28 protein-coding genes are annotated in these 23652 nt (G+C 53.8%); 7 read left to right on the forward strand and 21 right to left on the reverse strand.

What is annotated here, in order from left to right; translation table 11 throughout:
• The first annotated feature begins 18 nt into the window (after nt 1–18).
• Both AB8516_RS06810 and AB8516_RS06815 read left to right on the forward strand, forming a co-directional pair.
• Nucleotides 19–771 carry an alpha/beta fold hydrolase gene (locus AB8516_RS06810; protein WP_369159283.1) on the forward strand — a complete coding sequence of 251 codons (753 nt, stop codon included), beginning with the start codon at nt 19–21 and terminating at the stop codon, nt 769–771.
• 197 nt (nt 772–968) lie between these two features.
• The gene (locus AB8516_RS06815) at nt 969–1151 is read left to right on the forward strand and encodes a hypothetical protein (protein ID WP_369159285.1); all 183 of its coding nucleotides are present in this window, start codon (nt 969–971) and stop codon (nt 1149–1151) included.
• Here AB8516_RS06815 and AB8516_RS06820 read toward each other — a convergent pair whose 3' ends face one another.
• The 17 genes from AB8516_RS06820 to AB8516_RS06900 all read right to left on the reverse strand — a co-directional run bounded on the left by AB8516_RS06820 (nt 1152) and on the right by AB8516_RS06900 (nt 17184).
• Entirely contained in the window at nt 1152–2600 is a 1449-nt protein-coding gene (locus tag AB8516_RS06820; RefSeq protein ID WP_369159287.1) for a nickel-dependent hydrogenase large subunit, read from the reverse strand.
• Nucleotides 2597–3616: a HupU protein gene (locus AB8516_RS06825; RefSeq protein ID WP_369159289.1), complete on the reverse strand. Its 1020-nt coding sequence runs from the start codon at nt 3614–3616 to the stop codon at nt 2597–2599. The genes AB8516_RS06820 and AB8516_RS06825 overlap by 4 nt, the downstream gene beginning before the upstream one ends.
• Nucleotides 3609–4979 carry an ATP-binding protein gene (locus AB8516_RS06830; RefSeq protein WP_369159291.1) on the reverse strand — a complete coding sequence of 457 codons (1371 nt, stop codon included), beginning with the start codon at nt 4977–4979 and terminating at the stop codon, nt 3609–3611. Before AB8516_RS06830 ends, AB8516_RS06825 begins: the two co-directional genes overlap by 8 nt.
• A 223-nt stretch (nt 4980–5202) precedes the next feature.
• Nucleotides 5203–6684 (reverse strand): sigma-54-dependent transcriptional regulator, encoded by a 1482-nt coding sequence (locus AB8516_RS06835; protein ID WP_369159293.1) that lies wholly within the window; start codon nt 6682–6684, stop codon nt 5203–5205.
• Nucleotides 6681–8384 (reverse strand): hydrogenase maturation protein, encoded by a 1704-nt coding sequence (locus AB8516_RS06840; RefSeq protein WP_369159295.1) that lies wholly within the window; start codon nt 8382–8384, stop codon nt 6681–6683. Before AB8516_RS06840 ends, AB8516_RS06835 begins: the two co-directional genes overlap by 4 nt.
• Before the next feature lie 249 nt (nt 8385–8633).
• Entirely contained in the window at nt 8634–9683 is a 1050-nt protein-coding gene (gene hypE, locus AB8516_RS06845) for a hydrogenase expression/formation protein HypE (protein ID WP_369159297.1), read from the reverse strand.
• 268 nt (nt 9684–9951) lie between these two features.
• Nucleotides 9952–11091 carry a hydrogenase formation protein HypD gene (gene hypD, locus AB8516_RS06850; protein ID WP_369159299.1) on the reverse strand — a complete coding sequence of 380 codons (1140 nt, stop codon included), beginning with the start codon at nt 11089–11091 and terminating at the stop codon, nt 9952–9954.
• The gene (locus AB8516_RS06855; RefSeq protein ID WP_108290022.1) at nt 11088–11312 is read right to left on the reverse strand and encodes a HypC/HybG/HupF family hydrogenase formation chaperone; all 225 of its coding nucleotides are present in this window, start codon (nt 11310–11312) and stop codon (nt 11088–11090) included. Before AB8516_RS06855 ends, hypD begins: the two co-directional genes overlap by 4 nt.
• 212 nt (nt 11313–11524) lie before the next feature.
• On the reverse strand, nt 11525–12373 hold the full coding sequence (hypB, locus tag AB8516_RS06860; protein WP_369159302.1) for a hydrogenase nickel incorporation protein HypB: 849 nt from the start codon (nt 12371–12373) through the stop codon (nt 11525–11527).
• A 128-nt stretch (nt 12374–12501) separates the two neighbouring features.
• Nucleotides 12502–12843: a hydrogenase maturation nickel metallochaperone HypA gene (hypA, locus tag AB8516_RS06865; RefSeq protein WP_369159304.1), complete on the reverse strand. Its 342-nt coding sequence runs from the start codon at nt 12841–12843 to the stop codon at nt 12502–12504.
• The gene (locus tag AB8516_RS06870; protein ID WP_369159306.1) at nt 12843–14024 is read right to left on the reverse strand and encodes a nickel-dependent hydrogenase large subunit; all 1182 of its coding nucleotides are present in this window, start codon (nt 14022–14024) and stop codon (nt 12843–12845) included. Before AB8516_RS06870 ends, hypA begins: the two co-directional genes overlap by 1 nt.
• On the reverse strand, nt 14021–14617 hold the full coding sequence (gene hybE / locus AB8516_RS06875; protein ID WP_108290018.1) for a [NiFe]-hydrogenase assembly chaperone HybE: 597 nt from the start codon (nt 14615–14617) through the stop codon (nt 14021–14023). The genes AB8516_RS06870 and hybE overlap by 4 nt, the downstream gene beginning before the upstream one ends.
• Nucleotides 14614–14841, reverse strand: coding sequence for a rubredoxin (locus AB8516_RS06880; protein ID WP_369159309.1), 228 nt, complete (start codon nt 14839–14841; stop codon nt 14614–14616). Before AB8516_RS06880 ends, hybE begins: the two co-directional genes overlap by 4 nt.
• Nucleotides 14838–15707: a hydrogenase expression/formation C-terminal domain-containing protein gene (locus AB8516_RS06885; RefSeq protein ID WP_369159311.1), complete on the reverse strand. Its 870-nt coding sequence runs from the start codon at nt 15705–15707 to the stop codon at nt 14838–14840. Before AB8516_RS06885 ends, AB8516_RS06880 begins: the two co-directional genes overlap by 4 nt.
• 17 nt (nt 15708–15724) lie before the next feature.
• Complete coding sequence (locus tag AB8516_RS06890; protein WP_108290015.1) at nt 15725–16150, reverse strand: hypothetical protein; 426 nt, start codon at nt 16148–16150, stop codon at nt 15725–15727.
• Between the two features lie 12 nt (nt 16151–16162).
• Nucleotides 16163–16465: a HypC/HybG/HupF family hydrogenase formation chaperone gene (locus tag AB8516_RS06895; protein ID WP_108290014.1), complete on the reverse strand. Its 303-nt coding sequence runs from the start codon at nt 16463–16465 to the stop codon at nt 16163–16165.
• Nucleotides 16465–17184, reverse strand: coding sequence for a HyaD/HybD family hydrogenase maturation endopeptidase (locus AB8516_RS06900; RefSeq protein ID WP_369159314.1), 720 nt, complete (start codon nt 17182–17184; stop codon nt 16465–16467). The genes AB8516_RS06895 and AB8516_RS06900 overlap by 1 nt, the downstream gene beginning before the upstream one ends.
• A gap of 475 nt (nt 17185–17659) precedes the next feature.
• On the opposite strand from AB8516_RS06900, the gene AB8516_RS06905 reads away from it, so the two are divergent.
• Nucleotides 17660–18067 (forward strand): bacteriohemerythrin, encoded by a 408-nt coding sequence (locus AB8516_RS06905; protein ID WP_369159316.1) that lies wholly within the window; start codon nt 17660–17662, stop codon nt 18065–18067.
• 179 nt (nt 18068–18246) lie between these two features.
• Here the strand turns inward: AB8516_RS06905 and pqqA are convergent, their stop codons facing one another.
• Both pqqA and AB8516_RS06915 read right to left on the reverse strand, forming a co-directional pair.
• Entirely contained in the window at nt 18247–18324 is a 78-nt protein-coding gene (pqqA, locus tag AB8516_RS06910) for a pyrroloquinoline quinone precursor peptide PqqA (RefSeq protein ID WP_108290058.1), read from the reverse strand.
• Nucleotides 18325–18668: 344 nt separating this feature from the next.
• A complete protein-coding gene (locus AB8516_RS06915; protein WP_369159318.1) occupies nt 18669–19418 on the reverse strand; it encodes a c-type cytochrome in 750 nt (249 codons plus the stop codon).
• A gap of 335 nt (nt 19419–19753) precedes the next feature.
• Between AB8516_RS06915 and AB8516_RS06920 the strand changes: the two genes are divergently transcribed.
• From AB8516_RS06920 to AB8516_RS06935, 4 genes are read left to right on the forward strand one after another with little or no spacing between them, the layout of a single operon-like run.
• Nucleotides 19754–20494: a MotA/TolQ/ExbB proton channel family protein gene (locus AB8516_RS06920; protein ID WP_369159320.1), complete on the forward strand. Its 741-nt coding sequence runs from the start codon at nt 19754–19756 to the stop codon at nt 20492–20494.
• Between the two features lie 4 nt (nt 20495–20498).
• A complete protein-coding gene (locus tag AB8516_RS06925) occupies nt 20499–21107 on the forward strand; it encodes a hypothetical protein (protein WP_108290009.1) in 609 nt (202 codons plus the stop codon).
• A complete protein-coding gene (locus tag AB8516_RS06930; RefSeq protein WP_369159323.1) occupies nt 21104–21619 on the forward strand; it encodes a hypothetical protein in 516 nt (171 codons plus the stop codon). The genes AB8516_RS06925 and AB8516_RS06930 overlap by 4 nt, the downstream gene beginning before the upstream one ends.
• Nucleotides 21616–22317 (forward strand): hypothetical protein, encoded by a 702-nt coding sequence (locus AB8516_RS06935; RefSeq protein ID WP_369159325.1) that lies wholly within the window; start codon nt 21616–21618, stop codon nt 22315–22317. Before AB8516_RS06930 ends, AB8516_RS06935 begins: the two co-directional genes overlap by 4 nt.
• Nucleotides 22318–22376: 59 nt before the next feature.
• Here the strand turns inward: AB8516_RS06935 and AB8516_RS06940 are convergent, their stop codons facing one another.
• Together AB8516_RS06940 and AB8516_RS06945 are read right to left on the reverse strand one after the other, a co-directional pair.
• Complete coding sequence (locus AB8516_RS06940; protein WP_369159327.1) at nt 22377–22847, reverse strand: DsrE family protein; 471 nt, start codon at nt 22845–22847, stop codon at nt 22377–22379.
• A 117-nt stretch (nt 22848–22964) separates the two neighbouring features.
• Nucleotides 22965–23651, reverse strand: a complete 687-nt coding sequence (locus tag AB8516_RS06945; RefSeq protein ID WP_369163238.1) for a TlpA family protein disulfide reductase — start codon at nt 23649–23651, stop codon at nt 22965–22967.
• Between the last annotated feature and the right edge of the window lies 1 nt (nt 23652).

Below are 23652 nucleotides of genomic sequence, written 5' to 3' on the forward strand. Positions count from 1 at the left end.
TTAAACCGAGACCCTGGGATGATTAAACGTCTACACAAGCCCAATGCATTGCTCCTCATCCTGACCGTTTTACTGATCACCGGGCTGGGTTGCTCGCTAGCTCCAATTACCGAAGCGGATGCGGATACGCCACAGAATCGAGAAACCGTGGTGGTGCTCCATGGGTTAGGGCGGAGCAAGGCAGCCATGTGGCTATTGGCTTCCCGTTTGGAAGATGCCGGTTACAATGCAGTTCGTATCGACTACGATTCATTTCGTACCACACCGAACCTGATTGTTGACGCTGTTACCCAAGATATCGAACGCTGTTGTGAAAACCGTCAGCACCCTATCCATTTCGTCGGACACTCTATGGGCGGGCTGATCATTCGCGCCTATCTGGATCGTCAACGACCGGAAAACCTCGGTCGCGTCGTCATGATCGGTACACCCAACCACGGTACAGACTTTGTCGACAAATACCGCCACCGCTGGTGGCTGCAGATTGCGGGTGAAGCGGCACTCGCTTTGGGAACAGACTCGGAAAGTTTCCCCAACACGCTACCGAGACCCGACTATCCCCTGGGCGTGATCGCCGGCTACAGGGAGGGCAGCATGCATGACGATCCGATTGCCGGCCCGGATGACGGATTGGTACCGGTGTATTCCACCCTGATTGAAGGGATGGACGATTTTATCCTCATTGAATCGGGACACTCGGCCATGCGGTATGACAAAAACGTTGCCTTGCAAACCATATATTTCCTAAAACACGGACAGTTTGAACGGTAGTTCCTGGTGGGCTTTTGTCTTAGAACCGTTATGCCACGCACTGAAAAATAACAATAGCAGACCTAAGCAGCAAAGCGGCGCAATACCTTATGATTCCTATGTTGATTCAGTAGAGTGCTTGGTTGAAAAATCAGCGTTAAGAACAATCAGGTCTCTTGACTCGATTAACTACGCATCAGATCAATCGGAGAAACAACATGAGCGAGGTCCAACATTTCACCCATGCACCCGAAACGTTGAAACAGGAGTACGTGAAGTTTTTGGATAAGACCGCTATCGAGATGGGACGCACCAACAGCCCCTCCGACCGGGTGGACTGGAGCGCCGTCAATGACAAGATGGTCGAGTGGTGGAAGGAGAAGGGTTACGTTTTTCCTTAACTAGTGCACCGTACAGACCATACAGGGGTCGAATGACCTGACGATATGCTGTACAGATACCGGGTCCTTCTCCCCCGGTCTGAGCGGCGCATCCACCAGTGCGAGTTCCAGGACGCCAGGCTGACCCTGGTGATCTCGGGGGGAGAAGTTCCAGGTTGTCGGGGCGATAATCTGGTAGTTGAGTATGTGACCGTTTTTAACCTTGATCCAATGTCCCAGGCTACCGCGGGCCGCCTCCACCAGGCCGTATCCCTGGGCCACCTGCGGGAAGGGTTTGTGATTGCAGAAGGCCTCGCCCGGCTTGAGCTCTCTGACCCAGGTCTCCATAAGCATAACCACCCTGGCAATCTCCAGCAGACGTGCGATAACCCGGTTGCGCACATTACCGCCGCTCTCTGCGACCAGCGCTCTGACCAGTGACTGACCGTCCACCTGCTGTCGCGCCAAGGCGCCAACCTCGACCACCCGCCCGTCCAGCCTCGGCGCCTTGCACCAGCTATAGGCATTTGCCACATCCGCATCGGGCAAGGTTATGCCGTCGAACGGGTGCCTTGGGCTCTTCTGATGCACCATCCAGCTGTGGCTGAGATCTTCGGTGATGAGCGCTGTCTCCAACGGCTGCTCGGCATCATCCCAGAGACCTTGACGAAATCTGGGCTCTCCCTGCTGCCGATAGACACCATAGCTCATAAAACGGTCATTACCGCGACCCAGCATGTGGAGGTCGAGCGCCCTGGCTACTTCGAGAAAACGCCTGAAATCGCTGCTACCTGGATCGTGTGCTTCGATCCATTTATCGAGTGCGGCAATCGAATTCAGGCTTGCGATATTCTCCAGGCTGTCGCCATAGAGGGTGCTTTCGAGAAAGCGCCGAAAGCCAAACAGGATCGCCTGCAGCCGTGCCCGCTCCTGCATCTCGACGGCCCGGGTGGTGCCCCCCGGCTGGATGGCCAGGCTGTGCGGCCACTTACCCGCCATCAATCCCATCAGGTGCATGAACTGCGCCCGGGCCGGCAGCATCTCCCTTGCGGCACTGCCGCTCTGCGCCCTGAAGCGCGACTCGATCATGGGATACCAGGGCTCGTCGCGATAGGTCTCACGGGCGAAATCGGGCATGAAGAAGAGGTAAAAGTGGGTCATATGATCGGCCACGTTCTCATTGGCCAGGATCAGGTTGATGGCCAGCTCACCATTCAGCGGTGGCGTCACACCCTGCAGGGCCGCCAGCGCCTGGGCCGCAGCGACCGATTGGGAGACGGAGCAGATACCGCAGATTCTCGGTGTATAGACCAGGGCATCCCCCGGCTCCTTGCCCTGAAGCATCTGCTCGAAACCGCGAAACAGGGACGAGGAGACCCGGGCCGACCTCACCCTCTCCTGCTCAATCTCCAACTCGACTTCCAGATCGCCCTCTACCCGGTTGAAGGGCCCAACGATGCGACGGCTCATGACTTACTACCCGGTCGCCGCCGGGGTGGCACCCGGATATGATCCGCCACGGCGTTCTCTTTCAAGCGTGTGGGTGTCGCCGCCTTCGCCAAGGATGCCAGTGCCACGAACCATGCCTTGGGCATATCGGTGGGCAGACCCACCGGGATACCGGCAATCTTCGGTGTTTCGGTGAAGGGGTGGCCCGGCTCCTCAAAGCCTGGGGCAGTACAGTTGATACAGGCATAGCCGCCACGCAGGCAGGAGCCTTCCCCGTTCCAGAGCCGAGTGTTGCAATCGGCATGGGCCTGAGTGCCGAGGCAACCCATGTGCTCCATCATGCAGCCCAGGTCGGATGGCTTTTCCGCGCTCGCCTTGTACTCATAGAACTCGTTTCGTGGACAGCCGTGGTGGACCAGATGATCGGCATAATTGCGCGGTCTACCCCATTCATCGAGATGCTCCCGCTGCAGTTCACCGGAGGCGATCTGCAACAAGGTCTCGGTCACCCAGTTGGGATGCACGGGACAACCGGCGATATTGATCACCGGCAAGCCATGCTGCGTCAGGAACTCCTTGCCCAGAAGCCCGCCGATGACCGTTTCGTCATACTGTAGCCCACAGGATTCACTGGGATTGCCACCGGCGGCCGTGATACCGCCAAAGGCGGCGCAGCTTCCCACTGCGATGACATGACCGGCCACAGCGGCAAGCTGCGCCAGCCACTTCATCATCGGTTCTCCCGTACCGGCAAGTCGGTGAAACTTTCCACTACCGTTGGGTCCACACACCACGGAACCCTCAAGGCAGAGCAAGTCGAGACGTTGCTCGCCAAGAATGATGGTTTCCAGCAGTTCGATGAACTCAGATCCCGAAGCCTCGCTGATGGAGGGATGCCAGAGGATATGAATACCGGCACTCTCCAATGCGGTAAACAGGTCCGGCCCCTCTGCACAGAGCATCGAGAGTGAACAACCACCGCAACCGCCTGATTGCAGCCATAGCAGATTCAGGGGTTGCCTATCCACATCAGCCATCGGCTTCCACCTTCAACGGCAGGGTTAAGGTGAATATGGCACCGCCATCGGCACTGTTTTCAGCCGACAGGTCACCCCCCATATCCCGGGCCAGTCCATAACTGATATAGAGTCCCAAACCCGTTCCCTTTCCCACCTCCTTAGTGGTATAGAAGGGATCGAAGAGTTTATTCATGTCACCCTCAGCGACACCCGGTCCGCTGTCGTGAATACGAATCCGGACATCCTTGTCGTCTCTGTCGCAACCTATAGTGATCAGTTTCTCTGCCTGACGCTCCATCACATCGATGGCGTTCTGTATCAGATTGATCAGAATCTGATGCACCTGGCCCTGGCGCCCCCTGATCACACAGCTGTCAAGCAGTTCATAACGCACCTCGGGTTTCTCCCTTGAGGCCTTAATCACCCACTCGGTTGCCGTCATCACCACATGCTTCAGCTCGAAGGGTTCCGGTTGCTCTTTCTGGATACCTGAGTAACGACGCAGATCGAGCACGATATTACTGATGCGCTCCGCGCCCTCCATGGTCCCCTCGATCAACGGCCCCATATCGGATTCAATCTTGTCTATCCGATATTTTTCTCTCAGCTCCTTATGCAGATCCGGGTCGAGATGTTTATTCACATCCGCTATGTAGTTGTTGATACGCTCACCGTAGCGTTTCAGGGCGTGCATATTCCCGAATACCACGCTGATGGGATTATTAAGCTCATGCGCCACCCCGGCCACCAAGCGGCCAAGCGAGGCCATCTTTTCGGAGTGCACCAGGTGTTCCTGGGTCTGTTTCAGATCGATATGAGCCTTGTTCAGAGCCTCATAGGCACGACGCAGCTCGCCTACCGGCCGGCCGATCAGCACCATACCCAAGAGTTTTCCCTTGATGTCGTAACGGGAGGAGCAGTTCATCGCCAACGGCATGAATCCACCTCCCTGGGTAAGCAGATTGACCTCGCAATCGACAACGTCATCATTGCCCAGTTTTTCCGAGAACTGTTCAACCAGCGGCTGTGATTCGAGGCCGAACAGTTCATTGAACGGACAATTCAACAGTTCCCTCTCCAGCCTCCCGGTAAGGTCTTCCAGCGCCTGATTCACTTGTAAAATCCGGCCGCCGGTATCGCAGACAATCAATACCTCCCTCATCGATTCGAGTACACTTCGAATAAACTGCTGCGCCTCTTCCAATTCGGCGTTCTTCTGTTCCAACTCCACCTGGTAGTGAACCAGATCGGCATAAACCTTATCCATCTTCTGGATAACGTCGATCCATGCACTCTCGGTGGTCTCATTCAACTGCAACGATTCATCCATGACAACCTTATCAATCAGGCTGTTTTTGAGGCGTGTTTTGGTTTCAGCCATGACTACTCCCTGTATTGTGCGTCCGCAAATGAACGCTAATGAACGCTAATGGTTTTATGCTGCATTTGTCTGGCTCCTGCGTTCCTCCGCGGGAAACCACAATTTGTTCTGTTGTTTCGCTGAGATCTGCATTACCCAGCGGGAGCGTGGGAACCAGAAGAATCGACATATCATCTAAACATTTGCGTTTATTAGCGTTCATTTGCGGACTGAATAAACGCATTCAACTACCCACCACGTCCTGGCTCTCGTGCAACTGCTCGATTTTTTCAAGCCCGTATCGTTCCAGTTTGCTGCGCAGTCCGACCCGGGACAAGCCCAGCTCTTTCGCCGCCTGGCTCTTGTTCCAACGATTGCGGATAAGGCACTCCTTGAGGATGCGCGCCTCCAGTGATTCGACCCGCTCCTTAAGTGTGCCGTCCAGTCCGTTCATAACTTTCAAGTCGGCTTCGTCCTCTTCCGGCGCCGCCTGCAGCACCCGAGGCGAGAGCATGTCCGCACTCAGCAGTTCACTATCGCTCATAACCAGCATATGCCGAATCTCATTTTGCAACTCACGGACATTGCCTGGCCAATGGTAGGCCTGCATACAGGCCAAGGCTTCTTCTGTGAATCCCTTTACATGCTTACCCAACTGCCCCATCGAGACCTCCAGGATGGACTGGGCGATCAACGGGATGTCCATCCTGCGTTCACGCAATGCGGGCAGATGTATGGTGACGGTGGCAAGCCGGTAATAGAGATCCTCACGAAAACGCCCCTCGCGCACCTCCTGCTCAAGATCCCGGTTGGTGGCGGCGATGATCCGAATATCCACCTGCCGTGTCTGGCTGCTGCCCAAAGGGCGTATCTCACCCTCCTGCAATACCCGCAACAGTTTTACCTGAAAGGCTGGCGAGACCTCGCCGATTTCATCGAGGAATACCGTACCGCCGTTGGCCCGTTCGAAGATTCCCGCCCGGTCCTCCACCGCACCTGTAAAGGCCCCCTTCTTATAGCCGAAGAGTTCGCTTTCCAACAACTCATCCGGCAGCGCGCCGCAGTTCTCCACAACAAAGGGCTGGTCCCAACGCTGACTGTTGTAGTGCAACGCCCTTGCCGCCAGCTCCTTGCCAGTGCCCGATTCACCGGTGAGCAGTACCGAGACATCATATGGCGAAACCCTGCGAATCTTTTCACACACATGATTCATACCACTCTCGGGGCTGCGCACGATCTGATCGTCACAACGGTAGTCGTCACGCAGACGCTTGCGTTTCTGATCCATGGCGGACTGCAAGCGGCTCGGCGACATCTTCAGCTCAACCGAGAGGATTTCATTCTTTCGCTGCAGTTCGAAGAGTTGGGCCGCATTCTTCAACAACAGAATCAGACTGTCAGGATGCCAGGGTTTGGTAACGAACTGGTAGATGCCTGCTTCGTTGACGGCACTGATGATATCTTCGGAGTCGGTATAACCTGAGATGATCATCCGAATCACCTCGGGCCACTGCTCACGCACCTGTTTGAGAAACTTCACACCGGTGATCTCCGGCATCCGCTGATCACAGAGGATAATCTGCACCCAGTCGGTCTCGAGGATCTTTCGCGCCTCAGTGACATTCTCCGCCGTCTTCACGTCAAACTCATCTTCCAGGATACGCTGCAGTGTCTCCAGACTGCGCACCTCATCATCCACGATCAGGACTGTGGGCAGCGTGTTCATGACACCCTCCTGACCGCTTTGGTCCAACGATGATTGGCGAGGGTCAGGGGTGTGCGAGACTTCGGAACTTTATAGACGAAGTTATAGCGGGCCACATGATAGCTCGGGTCGAATCCGTAGAAATTGCGTTTCATCTGTTCCAATTCCTCCTCACGATAGCGGGCCAGCGGCTTGATCGCCTCATCGGCCTGCCTTCGTGCATTCTTGTAATGTAGACGTTCAGTAAATGCCGGAGTGCGGATCATGCTGGTTGCCAGTTGGCGAACAGATGAAACGAAACCGGCATCCGGTTCATCAATTACTTTGTCGATCAGGTTCAACGCCTTTGCTTCATCGGCCCCGATAGGCAGGCGACTCTCGACAATTTGTGTCGCATTCTCATCGCCGCTATAGCGGGGCAACAGATAGGTCCAATACTCTGAACCGAAGAGATTGCCCATATCCTTGTAGTGAGGATTGAGTATCACTCCGCGACGTGCCCATACTTCATCGGCGGCCCTGGCCAGAAACACGCCACCGGCCCCGGCGTTACCCTGCAACGCGGCCACTGTAAGATGGTTTTCTGTCTGTATGATTTCACGCGCGAGATCATCGATGGCATTGATATTGCGCCAAGACTCATCGGCAGCACTGGAGGCTGCCTCGATCATATTCAGGTGCATGCCGTTGGACCAGTAATCCGCTCCACCCATCAACACTATCGCCCTTGTGTCCCGGCATTTCGCATCGCGCAAGGCCAACAACAACGCCTTACATTGGGCGCTACCCATGGCGCCGTTATAGAAGGGAAAATGGAGCAGCCCCACACCCTCCACCTCTTCATACCAGATTTCCCGGTAGCCGGAATCAGCATCGGCTTCGATCTCCGGCAGATCAGCGACCTCCTGTGCCAACAGATGGGTGGCGGGCAGCTTGAAAGGATGCTCGCCCTCCCTCTCCCGCAGATGCCCGATCCAGACTGCGCCATCAACTGACGCGCGGCAGATTGCCGGCCCGCAACGGGCGATCGGTTCGCCGGGTTTACCCCTCAGGGTCGTCTCCGGCCAGGCATCGTAGAGATAGAACTGTCGCTTAAAGAGCTCATCCAGGACACCTGGGACTCCATCACCGCTACGTATCTTGCGTAACACCTCCGCGGTAGTGTCACGTTGCCAATCGATGGCCCTGTCTGTCTGCCTGACCAGTGGTCGCCATCCACCCCGCTGTGTTGCATCAACCTGCTCCAGGGGTTGGGGTTGGTAGTCACCTGCCTGAAAACGCTCCACTGCCAATATGACAGCCTCAACGGCTGCCTCGGTTACTTCGTTGCGATAGAGACTCCCTTTAGCCGTCTCGCGCATCTCGAACTCCACACTGGCCCAGATATCGCCCGCATCCATCTCCCCATTGGCCTGGAGTACCGTAACCCCCCAACGTCTCTCACCCTTGAGGATTGCCCAGTCGAGTGATGTGGGCCCCCGGTCGCCCCTGATACCGGGGTGGACTACAAGACAGACATGATTACGCCATATCGATTCGGGTATTGCCCGCTTGAGAAAGGGTGCGATGATCAGATCGGGCCGATGCAGACCAACTGCCTCCAACGCCACGGCATCGTTGATGTCGAACTCAACCGATACCTCGTGCCCCATGGCCCGCAACTCCACGTGGAGCCGTTGACTGAGGCTGTTGAATGCGTGGGTGAGAAACAGAATGCGCATGATTATATCCGACCGTTCATTGCCGCAACGTAATTGACAGAATGTGCCGCTTGCAACTTCTTTTGTTAGTCCGCAAATGAACGCTAATAAACACTAATGTTTTCATTTTCCCCGGTTCCCATGCTCCTGCGTGGGAACGAGAAATCCCGATCGGTGCGGCAAGCCGCACCCAACATCACGCATTAAACATTTGCGTTCATTTGCGTTCATTTGCGGACTTTTACTCTTAACCATTCACTCATATCAGTGTCAGCAGATTCGTGGCAACTGCTCGCCGGAGAGCCAATCGACCACCCGGCTGCCGCCGAACATGGTCTCCATCTGGACAAAGTGGTGTTCATCCTCGACCACCTCACCGATGATCCGGCTGTCACGCCCCAAGGGATCCTCCTGCATGACCGGCAACAACCGGTCAGCATCCTCGGCTGAACAGATACAGATCAGTTTGCCTTCATTGGCCACATAGAGGGGATCGAGCCCCAGTAATTCGCAGGCGGAAGTAACCGCCGCTTTCATGGGTATCTCCGCTTCCACCAGATGCATGCCGACCGCAGACTGCATGGCCAACTCGTTGAGCGTGGTGGCGAGACCGCCGCGGGTCGGATCCCGCAGGCAGTGGATATCCGGGACAGTCTCTACCATTTTTTGTACCAATCCGTGGAGTGCTGCCGAGTCGGATTCGATCGTAGTCTCGAACTCCAGATTCTCACGGCTCGACATGATCGCCACCCCATGATCACCGATGCTGCCGCTGACGATGATCTTGTCGCCGGGTTGGGCGCGATCTCCCGATATATTGATACCCTCCGGTACCACGCCGATGCCGGTGGTGGTGATAAAGACGCCGTCACCCTTGCCCTTCTCCACCACCTTGGTATCGCCGGTGACCACCGGCACGCCGGCCTCGCCGGCTGCGCTTCCCATACTGGCGACGATCCGATCCAGGTCGGCCAGGGGAAAACCCTCTTCCAGGATAAATCCTGCCGACAGATAGAGCGGCCGCGCACCGGACATGGCAACATCATTCAGCGTACCGTGTATCGCCAATGAACCGATATCGCCACCGGGGAAAAAGAGCGGTGAGATGACATGGCCATCCACGCTCATGACCATGCGTCCTGCAGATACATCGAAGGCTGCCTGGTCGTTGCCTTGCCTCAGCAGCTCGTTATCGAAGTGTTTGAGAAACAGCTCTTCGATCAGCTGCGCCATGGCCCGACCACCGCTGCCATGAGTCATATCGATCCTGGCACCGCGCGTGTCGAGGCGAAGGGGAAAGCGTTTTACCACAGCATTCATCGTTCCACTCCGTAGTAAGTCGGTATAAATGCAGTCCGCAAATGAACGCTAATAAACGCTAATGTTTTCATTTTCCCTGGTTCCCATGCTCCTGCGTGGGAACCCATACCTTGATCTAATGCTCTGCTTAGATCTGCATTCCCACGCAGGAGCGTGGGAACGAGAAATCCCGATCGGTGCGGCAAGCCGCACCCTACATCTCTTTTTAAACATTTGCGTTTATTTGCGTTCATTCGCGGACTGATAACGCCTAATGACATATTCAACATCATGCGCTCTTTTTATTGGATTGACGGAAACGGCCGTAACTCCAATAGGCGGCGCAGGCACCCTCGGAGGAGACCATACAGGAGCCCATGGGGTTGTCCGGGGTACAGACCGTACCGAACAGTTTGCAGTCGGTAGGTCGCTTGGCACCGCGCAGGATCGCCGGACATTCACAACCCTTGACATCCTTAGCCTGGGAGACGGGTATGGAGAAGCGCCGCTCAGCATCGAGCGAGGCATAGTCCTGTTTGATCTTCAGGGCGCTGTAGGGCACCTGACCCAATCCCCGCCACTCGAAGCTTCTGCGCAGTTCGAATGTCTCCGCCACCAGTTGTTGCGCCTTGCAGTTGCCCTCGCGACTGACCACTCTTGTGTATTCGTTCTCCACCACATAACGTCCCTCGTTAAGCTGGCGGATCAGCATCAGGGCCGACTGCATGACATCCAGCGGCTCGAAGCCGGCGATCACCACCGGACGCTGGAACTCCTGGGCGAAATACTCGTAGGGTCGGCTACCGATGATGGAGCTGACATGGGAGGGCCCGAAGAAGCCGTGGATGGAGACCGATCCCAACTCCCGCACTTCGGGGGATTCGAGGATATTCTGGATGGCTGCGGGGGTCAGTACATGATTGCAGAACAGGCTGAAGTTACCCAGACCCTCCACCTTTGCCTGACGCAGCGCCACCGCGCTGGGAGGCGTGGTAGTCTCGAAGCCGATGGCGAAGAAGACCACCTCCCGGTCCGGATTCTCACGGGCGATTCTAAGTGCGTCCTGGGTGGAATAGACCATGCGCACATCACCCCCCGCCGCCTTGACCCGGATCAGGCTCTTACGCCCACTGGCCGGAACCCGCAGCAGATCGCCATAGGTACAGAGAATCACATCATGGGCCTCCACCAGATGGATGGCCTCATCGATACGACCGATCGGCAACACACAGACCGGACATCCCGGACCATGGACAAACCTCACATTGTCGGGCATCAGATCCTGCACACCATAACGAAAAATGGCATGGGTATGGCCGCCGCAAAACTCCATCAGATGATATTCGCGCCCCCTGTCCGCTTCGTGGCGTATCGCATCGGCCAGCTGCCTGGCCAGTTTTTGCTGGCGGAATTCGTCAACATATTTCATGGCGTCACTCCAGCTTGAGCAAATAGCCGAAGGGTCTTCTCGGCCTCCTCTTCGCTCACCTTGTTGAGTGCATAACCCACATGGATCAGTACAAAGTCATCCACTGAGACATCTTCGACCAGCGCCAGAGAGACCTCTTTTTTCACCTCACCCAACACCACGGTGGCGTTCTCACCCAGCTCGTCGATGGCGACCACTTTTGCGGGTATAGCCAAGCACATGTTCGGTCACTCCTCAGTCATTTTGTCATTGCAAATAAGGCGTAATGGATATTTTTTATCCTGCATCCTGCCGCAAATGAACGCGAATCACCGCAAATTTTCGCTAATCCTTGATCCTATATACTGTTATTACGATGTTACTGCGTCTCGACGACACCCAGATAATATCCGCGTTCATTAGCGGTGATTCGTGTCTATTTGCGGCTAATCATCTAAGCCGGCACCGCCGGATTCCCGACCTGCGCCATCTGCCGACTGGCGGCAATCCACTGATACCAGTTCTGCATCCCCTCACCGGTGGTGGCGGAAAGCTGTAATACCTTAATCTTGGGATTGATGCGTTTGGCATACTCGATACAGCGCTGCACATCGAAATCGAGATAGGGCAGCAGATCAATCTTGTTCAGCAACATCAGATCGGCGGCATGAAACATGTCGGGATATTTGATCGGCTTGTCCTCACCCTCGGTCACGGAGAGAATCGCCACCTTATGCGCCTCACCCAGATCGAAAGCGGCCGGACAGACCAGGTTACCCACATTTTCGATAAACAGCAGACTCCCCCGATCCGGTTTCAGCGACTCCAGGGCATGGCCTACCATGTGACCATCCAGGTGGCACCCTTTACCGGTATTGATCTGTATTGCCTTCGCACCGGTAGCGCGTATCCGCTCCGCATCATTCGCCGTCTGTTGATCACCCTCGATGACACTGATGGCGTACTCCGCCTGCAGATCGCCGATGGTACGGGCCAATAGGGTCGTCTTGCCCGATCCCGGACTTGAGACCAGATTGAGACTCAATATGCCGTGCTGCTGAAAGTAGTTCCGGTTGGCAGCGGCATACTGATTGTTCTTACTGAGTATGTCCTGCTCGATCTGCACCATTCTCGACTGGGAGAGTCCCGGCGCATGGGCATGGGCCGGTCCCTGACCGTAGTCATGGGTATGTCCCTGCCTTCCATTCTCGTCATGATGATGGTGGTGGTGATCATGATCGTGTTGATGATCCTGAGCCTCGATCTTTGTCTCACCTTCACCACAACCGCAAACCGTACACATAACAAACACCTCGAATAATGAGTTTTGAGTTTTGAGTTCTTGGTTTTTAGTTAAGTGCACGCACCAAACCCTGCTACCTTCCAACTAAAAACTAAAAACTAAAAACTAAAAACTAGTAACTCAATGAGTTACTCGACCTCCAGCTCCTTGATCCGCATCTCGTCACCACCGGTCACCTGCAACTGATAACTGCCGCACTCCGGACAGGCCTCATAGCGGGCCGTTACCTGAACCGGCTTACTGCACTGCATACACCAGGCCTCGCCAGGCAGATGGATTATCTCCAGTCGGGCACTGTCGGCGAGAGTGCCTTTCATCACCGCGTCGAAACCGAAACGCATCGCCTCGGGCTCCACACCCGATAGCGCACCGATCTCCAGCCATACCCGCTTGACCATGCTGTATCCTTGCGTCACGGCTTGTTCCTCCAGCACCTGCAGCACACCCTCACACAGGGACATCTCGTGCATCAGACGATCTCAAGCCGATAACCAACACAGGGATCGACTGCGTTGATGAAAAGGTCGGCATGCCGTTTCAATGCATCGATCTCTTGTGCAGGGAGACTCAGCAATCCCCTGGCGACTACCCCTCGGGGATGAAAATTCCACTCCGTGGGCGCCACTATCTGATAACCGGAAATCATACCCTTATCCAGTACGGCACGGTGTATCAAACGCCCGCGTGCCGCTTCCACCTGGCCCAAACCCTCATCCACTCCCGATCCGGCCATCGGGGTGCCGCCATCAATTCGATCTTCGATCAATGCCTGCATCTGTTCGTTCAGCCTTGCCGGTATGGAAGCCAACTCCAATAACCTGGCCACCAGGCGTGTCATCAGGCCAAAGCCATACAGCTTCGTCAGTTGTCGCAACAGTGGATGGGAGGCCATTCGGGTCATTGGTGTCGTCTCGAAGACAGCGCCTTTCCACTCGGGGGCAGCGATAAATTGGTCGGCATCTTCCTCGGACAGACGCTGACATATCGCCTGCGGATCGATAGTGGGTAAAGGGTAGGAGCCACCATCCGCCAATTGTGCCAATTGTTCGTCCCTTATCCGCCGCAACAGTTTTGATGCGGGTGTCGCTGTCTGTTCGAGCCAAACATCGAAATCCTCGATATCAGCATATGCATACCAGTCGGCAGGCGCTAGTGCAAAGATCGAATCGGCAGCTGTTTTCGCGATCTGTTCAATGACTGTGGAGAACCTTTCCTGATCCACCACCAGACGTGGCTGCAGAGTGAACAGGTCACTGTCATTGAAGCACGCATGTTTTGCCATCGGCAGCAGATTTGAGAGAGATGCGACCAAAGCACGGTCGACCGCTGTATCGACAAAATTGGACCAGTCGATGAGGATACGCCACAAATGTTCCCGGGCGGTCTCCACCGTGACTAGCATACTCTCCGCCAACTCGATCCGGGCATTCCCATGCATACCCATCGCCTGGCGGCATGCCTGAGCCGCGGCCGATGCCTGGGCGGTGGCGCAGACACTGTAGAGCATGGGAAGCATGCCCAGCAGCTCCTTCACCGATTTGCCTTCGAACAGATGGGTTAACTGCAATGGACGAGTCGAGCTAATGGCGATTTTTTCTATTCGCGCCTGCCGGCGATATAGCTTAATGTGGATTTCACCCTCAACGTTCATGCATCTGCATCCAGGTTCTGTTTCGCCCCGCCGCGCAACAATTCACGACGACTCAGCGGTTGATCCAGGCGCTGGCTGATCGTCGGTCTTTCCTCTTGCACTGAACCGTCTTGCCCGTCGACCGCCTGCTCATCGGGCTCACCCTTCCAGATTCGTTCGATTTCACTTTCACGTGTTGAAACCGAATCACGATGTTCAACCCGCATAAGGGCATCCATTACAGCCTCTGCCGTGGCCACCGCCGTGGCGTGGTCGGCAAACTCGAAGACGGGCGAAAAAAGAGAACACATCTGGTAGCGGCCGATCCCCTCCTCTTCGCAAAGAATGAACTCGTAGGGACCGGAGGGCATTTGGTAGAGCTGTTTATCGCCAACCTTCGTGGCTTTCCAGCTATCCCCTTCCGGCGGCAACAACATCAGGTTCATGAACCAAGGGGTGACCAAGACACCGAGACAGAGGCCGTTCCATTCACGAAATCCCACTGCCTCCACGCGCAGGGCCGGATTGAGCAACGGCAGTCCTTCCATTCGTTCCTGCTGAATCCGCCGAAACTGTTTCTCGAGGCCTTGAATGAGATAGTCTGGACAGATCACGATACATCCCTCACTACCATGAAGTCACGCTTGTTGCCGTCGCAATTCGGACAGCTCCAGTGTGACGGCAACTGAGAGAAGGGTGTCCCGGGTGGTATTTGCCAATAAGTATCGCCCTCGGCGGGATCGTAGATATACCAACAGATCTTGCACTCCAACCGGCTGTCATCATGGAGCTTTTGGGCATTTCCACCGTAGGAACCGGCAAAGAAGGCATCGCTCACCGGTAGGCCTCCATAATCTCGTTCAGACGCCGGGCACTCTCCTGAATGTCTTCTTTGGCGGCGGCAGCGACTGCCGGCACATCACCGATCTCCAGGGTATTGAGAATGTTTTTATCCTGAGAGTTGAAATATTGCACCCACCAGACGTTTTGTACTGCTGTGCTGGAGATGCGGCAGTTGCCGTAACCACGAGAGAGTATGGTGAGCGGTCCCTCGCCCAAACGATCAATCAGGAATGCCAGATCCTGTTCTGTCTGCGGCAACAACGTAAGATTTATGACATGACTCTCCTTACCGGGTCGATACTCAGAGACCTTGTCATTGATCTCAGCAAGCAGCGGGGGCGCATTCAAGACCCCCTCGGGTATCGACTTGAGTTGGCTATCGACCCGATGCGCTGCCTGACTGAAGACATGGCGTCGACACAACCTGGGTACCCGCGCCACTTCAATCGTGTCTCCGGTGGTTTCTTCCTGCTGATTGAAATATCTGATGCGCCAGATTCCCGCCATGACCGATTCCTGTATTCTGGCGCTGGTATCAGCACTCCGGTAGACCATGCTTACCTCACCCTCACCGAGAACCTGATCGACCAGGCTGCTGTTCTCCCTGTCCAGGTGTGTGATATCGACAACCTCAGGCTTGATATCCCTCACTTTTGCCTGGTGTTGCAATACCGCATCCAGCTCGGTCAATGCCGACATGCCGCTATCGAGATCCTGCACCTGATCGGGTTCCGGCATCTCAGGCATGGAGAAGGTAGACATCTCATCGGGGAGTTGCAGGATGTCGAGTGAAGCCCCATCATCTTCCGCCAGCTGCGAACCCGGACCGGTGACACTTATAGGTATGTCGATTTCATTCATGTTGAATGTCACTCCAGTTAATGGCAATGCCCAACGGCACTAACGACAGGAACTTTGAAACCCGGTGTGGCAGAGGGTTGGGTATTCAGCAGGCGTTCAATCTCAGTGAGGTAGACATCCCAGTCCTGCATGCGGGAAATCGCACCGACATAAGCACCCTCACGCAACATTACCAGCGCAGGCCAGCCATCGAAGGGAAAGCGCGCATGCAATTGATGTTCACTGTCACGTTCGACGATGGCCACCTGAAAACGGCCACCGAATGTCTCCATCAGCAACGGCAACACCACTGCCACATCATTGCTTTCGGGAAACTGCACCGGATTCTCGGTGAAGAAGAGCAGACACTGTTTATGCGCTTTGACAAAATCCCCAAGCGAACGCTCATTGACCGTAGCGATACCTTTTTGCTCGATGAGGTCGTTGATCAGCGGTGAAGGCATATTTCTCTCCTGCTATTTATCCAGCCGAAGATGTTCCGGCAGTTGCGGTTCACGATTCACCAGATCATCAAACAGATAATCAATCTCCGTTTCACCCTGGATGGCCAGCTCAAGGGCCTGTAATGCCTGTTTTATCTCCCTTGCCCTGGCCGGACTCAACACCTCGCGGGCGGTATCGAGAAATACCAATAACCAGGTACCAACCTGTTGCTCACCTACCAGCAGGGTATCCACCCTGCGCCGCTCACCCAACCCCTCGCATACCGCCTGACCCGGGAACGTGGAGAGGACCCGCATCGGTATGCCGATACACATCACAGATTCCCCTTGCTACGGTATTTATCGAGATGCGCATCCACATCCACATGAATGGCGTGTTGTTCAAGCTGAACAGGACGAAAGGCCAGGTCAAATCGCGGTGATGTCAGAACCCTTGCATCACCAACCCGGCAGGCATGCTGCGCGGAGGGTCGTTCATTCTCATAGCGCCGGATGTCGGAAATCGCACCCTGTAAACCTGTGTCCGGTGATAATGGCTTTTCTCGTCGTTGGGCCTCGATGCCAAATCCCTGAAGATAGTCCAGAACCATTGCGATCGCCGGTTCTATCTGTGCACGTACAGGTTCCCGTAAACTGCCGCCATAGTCCTCCAGTTCAACAGGCTGTACACCCATCAGGAGAAGATGCCGGGGATAATCGCCGAGCATCTCCGCCATGGCGAGCACCTCTTGAAACCCGGTCTGATGCAGGCTCACCTTCTTGGCGCCCATAAATTTGGGTACCTCATCATCCTCCACTCGCTTGAGGCTGCCGCCAGGCAGACCGTAGTCCACAGCATCGAAGACCACCAGTATCTCAGCCTCGCGGATATGTTGAACCAGATAGATACCTTGGGTGCCCCCGTCCAGGAGACGAACATTGTCAGAAAATCGGTAATGACGCTGAAGTGATTCCAATGCACGAACACCGAAGCCCTCATCGGCCCACAGCAGATTTCCTATACCGAGGATCAGCACATTGGGAGGATTGGACATTTCAGACTCCAACAGGGATCAGTGAAACCACTATCTGCAAACCACGCGCCAAACTCTTCCGCATGGATTACCTATTGTTTTCGTTGAGAATTTACCGGATGTGGAGGTAATATGGTCTATAGCAATGGATAATTGCTTATCAGTTTAGATGATTTTTGAAATATAACTATCCAATCTTCAGGTGCAGCAAACTGAAGTTAGTGTATATTTACACAAAAAAATTGAGGGTAATCTGCCAATCCGCCCCGCTATAGGTAAGCAGCTTTACACATCACATACACCCGTTCGGTGTTTGGAATTCGACTGTGCCGGATCGATAAACCCGGACCACTACAGAATTTCGCGGGAAATTAAGGTGATTTCTTTCAGAATGTCCCATAATTTGGCAGAGTTGTTGATGCATTTAAACAAGTTTGTGGAAAGAGCATCGGTTAACAGGCCCTAGCACAATAAATCATGCAATAGAGAGAACAATATGCCGATCGTTACGTGGAGCGAAGAATTCAGTGTCAACGTCAGAATAATAGACGACCAACATCAGGAAATGCTCAATATCGTTAATAGCCTCCACACCGCTGTGGAAAAGTGTGCTGATAAAGAGAGTTTGCAAAAACTGCTGGTTGAGCTGTATGAACATACGCAAACTCACTTCTCCACCGAAGATGAGTTGATGAAAAAGCATAACTATCCGGGGTATGAGCAGCATCTACACGAGCACCATGTATTACTGCAGCATCTGAACAATCTGGTTTCGGGTGTCACGGGCGGAAAAAGCCCGACCTTTCGCTCTGATTACGATGTCTCATCCGATTGGGTGCTTATCCACATTTTCAAAAGCGATAAAGAACTCGGCACCTTTCTCAATGCACAAGGCGTCTACTGATTTTACCAGATGCTTCAACGACGGGACGATTGCTCGTTATGACCCGGAACATCAGCCTGAAACCAAAGTATACACTTGGCATATCGGCGGCTTTTGAATCCGATCCGGGATCAAGCGGAAATTAAAAAGGCGGGAGAGCAACGCTCCCCCGCCCCATCATCTTCTACGCAAGACCGAAGTTATCGTACTTTCACATACAGATTGATTTCGAATCCAAATCGCATGTTTTGATACATCGGTTTTGACCATTTATGCATCGTTGTTCTCACTCCTATCTGTTTTTTGAGGTTTATGAAAGTGTCACCCTGAATACCACCAGAGGCAACAATGATCGACTATCAAGATACATACCAACAAAACACCCGCAACATCCAACCATATTATCTACAGTGATTTACCTATAAATGCCTAAATTACAGATATATATATATGCGGTTATCGCCGATTTAAAAAAACCGTCAAAGCAACACCCACCTAAAGATGTGCAGTTTCTGAACAGAAACGCGTGAAATCCGTACACTCAGGGAATCAATATCGATTTTTCTGCCGTTGAGTGCATATCCAACAGTAGTCGTTCGGATGGCGCGTCTGTCGTAACAGTTCACTGCCTTGACGAACCCATGCCCGCAGGTGGCTCCATGTGCCTAGGTACCCCTTTGGTATCGAGGGAGAGTATCCACTCTATCAGCCTGACACCATCCTCTCTTTTCAAGGCCACATTCGGTGGCATGTAGAGCATATTGACGTTTTGCCATATTTTTTGGTTACCCTGGGTACCCTGCAGTATTGATTCCAGCAATCTGTCCTTATTGCCCGGTCGATCCTGATAGTGCGCGGCCACCTCCCTGAATGATGGCGCGAGAGGAATAACACGCGACACTTTGACCGGATCTATTCGATGACAGATCGTACAACCGCTTACGGTGGAGAGTGTAAGCATTCTGTCGTGATGCATAAGCCTCTCCGCCACTTGTGGATCAATATCCAGCTTAAGTATCCAGTGAACAAGCGAGGATGCATCTTCTCGCGTGACATTCACATTCGGCGGCATGAACCGCATCCCGATTTCACCCTCCCATACCTGATCCTGATAGACCGTGCCATGCAGCACTCGATCCAGCAAACGGCTGAATGCATCTTTATCACCTCTGTAGCGTAACGCGATCTCCTGATAACTCGGCGCGAGCGGCAGTTCATCACTACCTGCGTCAGGCGCTATCTTGTGACAGATAAAACAACCGGAAGCATTGGCCAGAGCCAACATTTGCTGATCCTTTGCATGCGCGGCAGAAACCGGAAAAATCACTACGAGCGCAAATAGTGTGGCTAAAGAGAACTTCAACCTTGCCATTGTTCGAATCTCCCCTGGTTGGTATGACACCGATATTTAATGAATTTGAATGAGTTAAGTAATAGCAACATTTGTGCCTGCTCTCGATAGTCATCGACATACAAGGCATCGGCTAAAAAGCCAACATCGGCAACACTTCCATATCTACCGAGGCCTTACAACCACGATTGTTCAAAAAATGTCGACAATGCTCAATATATGAACACCTTTATCAGCCACAATCATGTGACAATTGACGGTGAGTAATATGGGTGCAATACAGGGAAATGGCACGGAGCATGCTTTTCATCTATACAACATGAAGCAGGATTCGATTCACCAGTGAGTACCTTGAAGTGCGACATGCCAAAACACCCTATACCTTAGTTTTACAGTGGCTACTGTTGTTCGGCATCTTGTCGTTCATCAGTTGGTTGTTCTGGGATCAAGGTCTGCTGCAATCCGCTTTGCTGTCAGATCCCAGCCACATCACACTGATCATCCTGCTGCTCTTTGTACTGGCTACCACTCATTGTGCTGCAAGGGCACTGTTTTTATCGCATGAAAACAGTGCACTCGACCGGATCATTCGGTTCACGACCGCAAATCCACCCGGCCCAGGCAGCAATCGTTGGTGGATAGAAAACCAGCTACCCGTAAAAGATTCCCTCTCAGGTCAGTTTATTGCCGGGATAGCCGCAATGCGCGGTTCGTTGCAAGCGCATCGACCAAACCAGGATAGCCACCTGCTGGCACAGGTGATGGCAGAGCGTATGAGAGGTCAACACGAAGTTGGCTGGTTTATCTGCGGACTGCTCGTAAAACTCGGCCTGCTCGGTACTGTGATCGGATTTGTCATGATGCTGGCGCCAGTGGCTGAATTGAAATCATTTGACCTGTCCGACATACAGGGCCTTCTGCAACGGATGACGACCGGTATGGGTGTGGCTCTGAACACCACACTGATGGGACTCAGCTGCAGCATGTTGCTCGGGATGCAGTACCTGATGCTGGATCGAGCCGCTGATCGCCTGGTGGCAGAGGCCGTAGAGTTCAGCGAAACACGCTTGCTCAAAGTGGCTGACAAGGAGCAGTGATTCAGTGGCGATGTTTCGCAACAGCCGTCAGTTCGATGCGGATCCATTCACCGATCTGCTGTTCAACGCACTGCTTGCATTCACCTTTCTTTTTCTTGTCGCCTTGATGTTTTTAAATCCGCCGGCCAAGACCGGTACCATCAATCCCAAGGCCGACTTTCTGATCTCGGTAACCTGGACCGATAACAGTCCGGACGATATCGACACCTGGGTTGAGGGGCCAAACGGTGATCTGGTCTGGTTCAAGAATCCCCAGGCCAGTCTTATGCACCTGGATAGAGACGACCGAGGGATGGCCAATGATACGCTGCTGATTGACGGCAAAACGATAATCAATCCCCTTAACCAGGAGATAGTGACCATACGCGGCCGTCCACCTGGGGAGTATGTCATCAATATTCACTACTACAACAGCAAATCCCTGCAACCTGTTCCGGTAACCGTCTATCTTGCTGAGGTCAATCCCGCGCTTAAAGTTTTGCACTACGCAACCCTGATACTTGAACGGGTTGGCGAAGAGAAGACAGCGATACGCTTCACTATCGGCACCGACGGTCAAGTCAGTAATATCAACACCCTTGAAAAATCGATTGTCCAGGTAGGTAAGATATGAGTGAATCGGTACTATTGATACTGCTCGCTTACGTTGCATTGGCCGCGCTTGTGGCCGCGGCGCTGATTGCAAGCAATTTCCACTCCCTGATAAGACTGTTTATCGTTGTATTTGCAACGGCACTCTATTTCGTCAGTTATCAGGCATGGCAATCAGTGCAGGGCTGGCCTGCATGGATTGAGGTTCCGGAACGGTTTCTGCTGCATGCATCGGTGGTTGATGAACCCGATAAAACGACAGGATCGCCCGGAACCATCACCATCTGGGCCACCGACCTCAGCAGTGGTGAGCCGGCGCATGATCCGCGTGCCTACAAGCTGGAGTACAGTAAGGTACTTCACACCGACCTGGAAGAAGCGCTACGCAATATGCGCAACGGCATTATACAGCTTGGCAGAAGAGCCGCAGTCACCAGGAAACCGGGACAACCACTCGATTTCACCCGTATGGGTGAACAGCGGGAGAAGATTGAAATCTACTCCCTTCCCGATCCGGCGCTACCGGAAAAATGAGATACATCCCCTTTCTTGGCCTGTTCGTCCTGGCTCTTCAATCCTGCTCGAATCAATCGCTGGACAGCTCGAGCTATTTTCCCTTGCAGGAGGGACTGCAATGGGATTATCTGGTTACCACCAGCGTCGGGAACTCGGTCCGACACACCGATTTTTCCATCCGCATGGGAGAGCGGGAGTCGATCAACAGTCTACTCCATGCAGTACGCATAACCAGTGACGGCACCCGCTATTATATCGCCGAGAACAGCGCCGGCATCTACCGCACTGCAAAGCGCACCCTGATCGAAAGTAAACCTGCTATCGATAACTCACCACACTGGGTACTCAAATATCCGCTCAGGAACGGTACTCAATGGAGCAATCCAACATACCCGTTCGTACTGCGTCGCGTCTATCCCTATGAAGAGGGTCTGACCCGTGGGATGAATCTTAAGATGACCTTCCAGATCATGGCCGAGGATGAAACGGTGGAGGTACCTGCCGGCCGTTTCGACAACTGTATCCGGGTTCAAGGCGAGGCAAATCTCACCCTCTACGCAGACGCCCGCAGCGGATACCAGGAGATACTGATCAACACCACAGAATGGTACGCACCCGGTGTTGGCCTGGTGAAGTTGCTACGGGAAGAGCCTTTGTCGAATGATGTGTTTGCCGGTGGCGAGGTGGTTTATGAATTGAAATCTCTGCGACGCTGAATCAACAGCTGCTGCAAAAAAGCGTTTGCAGCATTAGCCCTTGTCACCGGAAGTTTCCGCTAAAAGATGGGCACCAGCTTATGTCCCTGTGTCTGCCAGCCGATGAGCGAGATGAAGCCATCCCCTACCACATCCATTTCCGGCAGAGTAGTAGCGTTATCCACCTCGAAGACACGGTTGGCGATGGCACAGACCTCCATTCGCACCCCTTTTGCCTTCAGTGCCTTGGCGGTATCTGCAATTGAATCAAGCTGCTTGCCATATTCCATGGCCAGGACGTCGTCAGGTTCGGTTGAAAGATAACGCACCGTCTCACCGATGAAGACCAGTACCATGTTGGGTTTCACGCCCTGTCTCACCAGACCCTCATGGGTTCCACGGATGATGTCGAGATAGAATGCTGTCTTCTGGGGATTGGTGAAATCGATAAGAAAGACACTGCGGGTCTCCTTCACCCCATTCAGTGCCATTGCATCGTTGATCTTTTCCGCTGCATTGGCCGAGTCCATGCTGAACAGCAGGAGGCCCATCAGCAAACCCCACCACCCTCTTTTTTGTATCGACTTATTTATCATCATATGCACCTGTGATTTGATCGAAATGAACTCTGACACTGTTCAGCCAAAGACTGGAATCCAAAAAAAAAATCAGTCAAGCTTTCTTGATTCCGGCTGCAGGGTCTGTAGCTGATGCAGCAGTGCTGCATCGTCCCACTCCCGCTCGCCGACTGCCCGGTAGACGATTTCACCTCGACGATTCAGCACCAAGGTCGTTGGCAATCCCCGAACCTGCCAGCGCTGACTGATCCGTCCCCGGTGATCCAGCAACACGGGAAAATCGATGGGGAAGTCATTCAGGAATTCCTTGACCGCCTCCGCATCATCCCCCAGGTTGATCGCCAGCATGACGATCCCTTTGGGCTTCAACACTGTCCAGGCCCGGTTCATCGACGGTAGCTCGCGACGGCAGGGCACACACCAGCTGGCCCAGAAATTGACTATCAACACCCTGCCCCTGTAATCATGAAGTTGATGGTTTCTCCCTTCCAGATCCTGCAGGCGGAAAGCAGGCGCGGGTAGCGGCCTGACTGCAGCAAGCAGACCCTCAGTGGCCGATGCCTTCAATACAACTGACATGAATAGCGCAAACGACAGGATCGACCAGGTTAAGCCGGTCAGACTGTGCCCGAGGTAGCTGAAGGGACTCGAAACCTGTGCAGCTTGCCCACAGCCATCGACCGGCCAACCCGTATGGTCGAACCGGGATAAAGAATAGAATGAATGTTCATTTCTGTCAACCATTTCACCCAGCGTTTTTCTGGCCTGGGAAATCATA

The sequence above is a fragment of the Candidatus Thiodiazotropha sp. LNASS1 genome (assembly GCF_964212655.1).
In the GTDB taxonomy this organism is placed as follows: domain Bacteria; phylum Pseudomonadota; class Gammaproteobacteria; order Chromatiales; family Chromatiaceae; genus Thiodiazotropha.

What these genes read in the sequence shown, in the direction of transcription:
- AB8516_RS06840 (WP_369159295.1), bottom strand. Translation starts at nt 8,384, where the DNA reads ATGCGCATTCTGTTTCTCACCCACGCATTCAACAGCCTCAGTCAACGG.
- hypB (WP_369159302.1), bottom strand. Translation starts at nt 12,373, where the DNA reads ATGTGTACGGTTTGCGGTTGTGGTGAAGGTGAGACAAAGATCGAGGCT.
- AB8516_RS06890 (WP_108290015.1), bottom strand. Translation starts at nt 16,150, where the DNA reads ATGCCTTCACCGCTGATCAACGACCTCATCGAGCAAAAAGGTATCGCT.
- AB8516_RS06870 (WP_369159306.1), bottom strand. Translation starts at nt 14,024, where the DNA reads ATGAACGTTGAGGGTGAAATCCACATTAAGCTATATCGCCGGCAGGCG.
- AB8516_RS06885 (WP_369159311.1), bottom strand. Translation starts at nt 15,707, where the DNA reads ATGAATGAAATCGACATACCTATAAGTGTCACCGGTCCGGGTTCGCAG.
- hypE (WP_369159297.1), bottom strand. Translation starts at nt 9,683, where the DNA reads ATGAATGCTGTGGTAAAACGCTTTCCCCTTCGCCTCGACACGCGCGGT.
- hypA (WP_369159304.1), bottom strand. Translation starts at nt 12,843, where the DNA reads ATGCACGAGATGTCCCTGTGTGAGGGTGTGCTGCAGGTGCTGGAGGAA.
- pqqA (WP_108290058.1), bottom strand. Translation starts at nt 18,324, where the DNA reads ATGCATAAATGGTCAAAACCGATGTATCAAAACATGCGATTTGGATTC.
- AB8516_RS06905 (WP_369159316.1), top strand. Translation starts at nt 17,660, where the DNA reads ATGCCGATCGTTACGTGGAGCGAAGAATTCAGTGTCAACGTCAGAATA.
- AB8516_RS06825 (WP_369159289.1), bottom strand. Translation starts at nt 3,616, where the DNA reads ATGGCTGATGTGGATAGGCAACCCCTGAATCTGCTATGGCTGCAATCA.
- AB8516_RS06930 (WP_369159323.1), top strand. Translation starts at nt 21,104, where the DNA reads ATGAGTGAATCGGTACTATTGATACTGCTCGCTTACGTTGCATTGGCC.
- AB8516_RS06940 (WP_369159327.1), bottom strand. Translation starts at nt 22,847, where the DNA reads ATGGGCCTCCTGCTGTTCAGCATGGACTCGGCCAATGCAGCGGAAAAG.
- AB8516_RS06810 (WP_369159283.1), top strand. Translation starts at nt 19, where the DNA reads ATGATTAAACGTCTACACAAGCCCAATGCATTGCTCCTCATCCTGACC.
- AB8516_RS06915 (WP_369159318.1), bottom strand. Translation starts at nt 19,418, where the DNA reads ATGGCAAGGTTGAAGTTCTCTTTAGCCACACTATTTGCGCTCGTAGTG.
- AB8516_RS06895 (WP_108290014.1), bottom strand. Translation starts at nt 16,465, where the DNA reads ATGTGTATCGGCATACCGATGCGGGTCCTCTCCACGTTCCCGGGTCAG.
- AB8516_RS06815 (WP_369159285.1), top strand. Translation starts at nt 969, where the DNA reads ATGAGCGAGGTCCAACATTTCACCCATGCACCCGAAACGTTGAAACAG.
- AB8516_RS06820 (WP_369159287.1), bottom strand. Translation starts at nt 2,600, where the DNA reads ATGAGCCGTCGCATCGTTGGGCCCTTCAACCGGGTAGAGGGCGATCTG.
- hypD (WP_369159299.1), bottom strand. Translation starts at nt 11,091, where the DNA reads ATGAAATATGTTGACGAATTCCGCCAGCAAAAACTGGCCAGGCAGCTG.
- AB8516_RS06835 (WP_369159293.1), bottom strand. Translation starts at nt 6,684, where the DNA reads ATGAACACGCTGCCCACAGTCCTGATCGTGGATGATGAGGTGCGCAGT.
- AB8516_RS06900 (WP_369159314.1), bottom strand. Translation starts at nt 17,184, where the DNA reads ATGTCCAATCCTCCCAATGTGCTGATCCTCGGTATAGGAAATCTGCTG.
- AB8516_RS06935 (WP_369159325.1), top strand. Translation starts at nt 21,616, where the DNA reads ATGAGATACATCCCCTTTCTTGGCCTGTTCGTCCTGGCTCTTCAATCC.
- AB8516_RS06945 (WP_369163238.1), bottom strand. Translation starts at nt 23,651, where the DNA reads ATGATTTCCCAGGCCAGAAAAACGCTGGGTGAAATGGTTGACAGAAAT.
- AB8516_RS06830 (WP_369159291.1), bottom strand. Translation starts at nt 4,979, where the DNA reads ATGGCTGAAACCAAAACACGCCTCAAAAACAGCCTGATTGATAAGGTT.
- AB8516_RS06855 (WP_108290022.1), bottom strand. Translation starts at nt 11,312, where the DNA reads ATGTGCTTGGCTATACCCGCAAAAGTGGTCGCCATCGACGAGCTGGGT.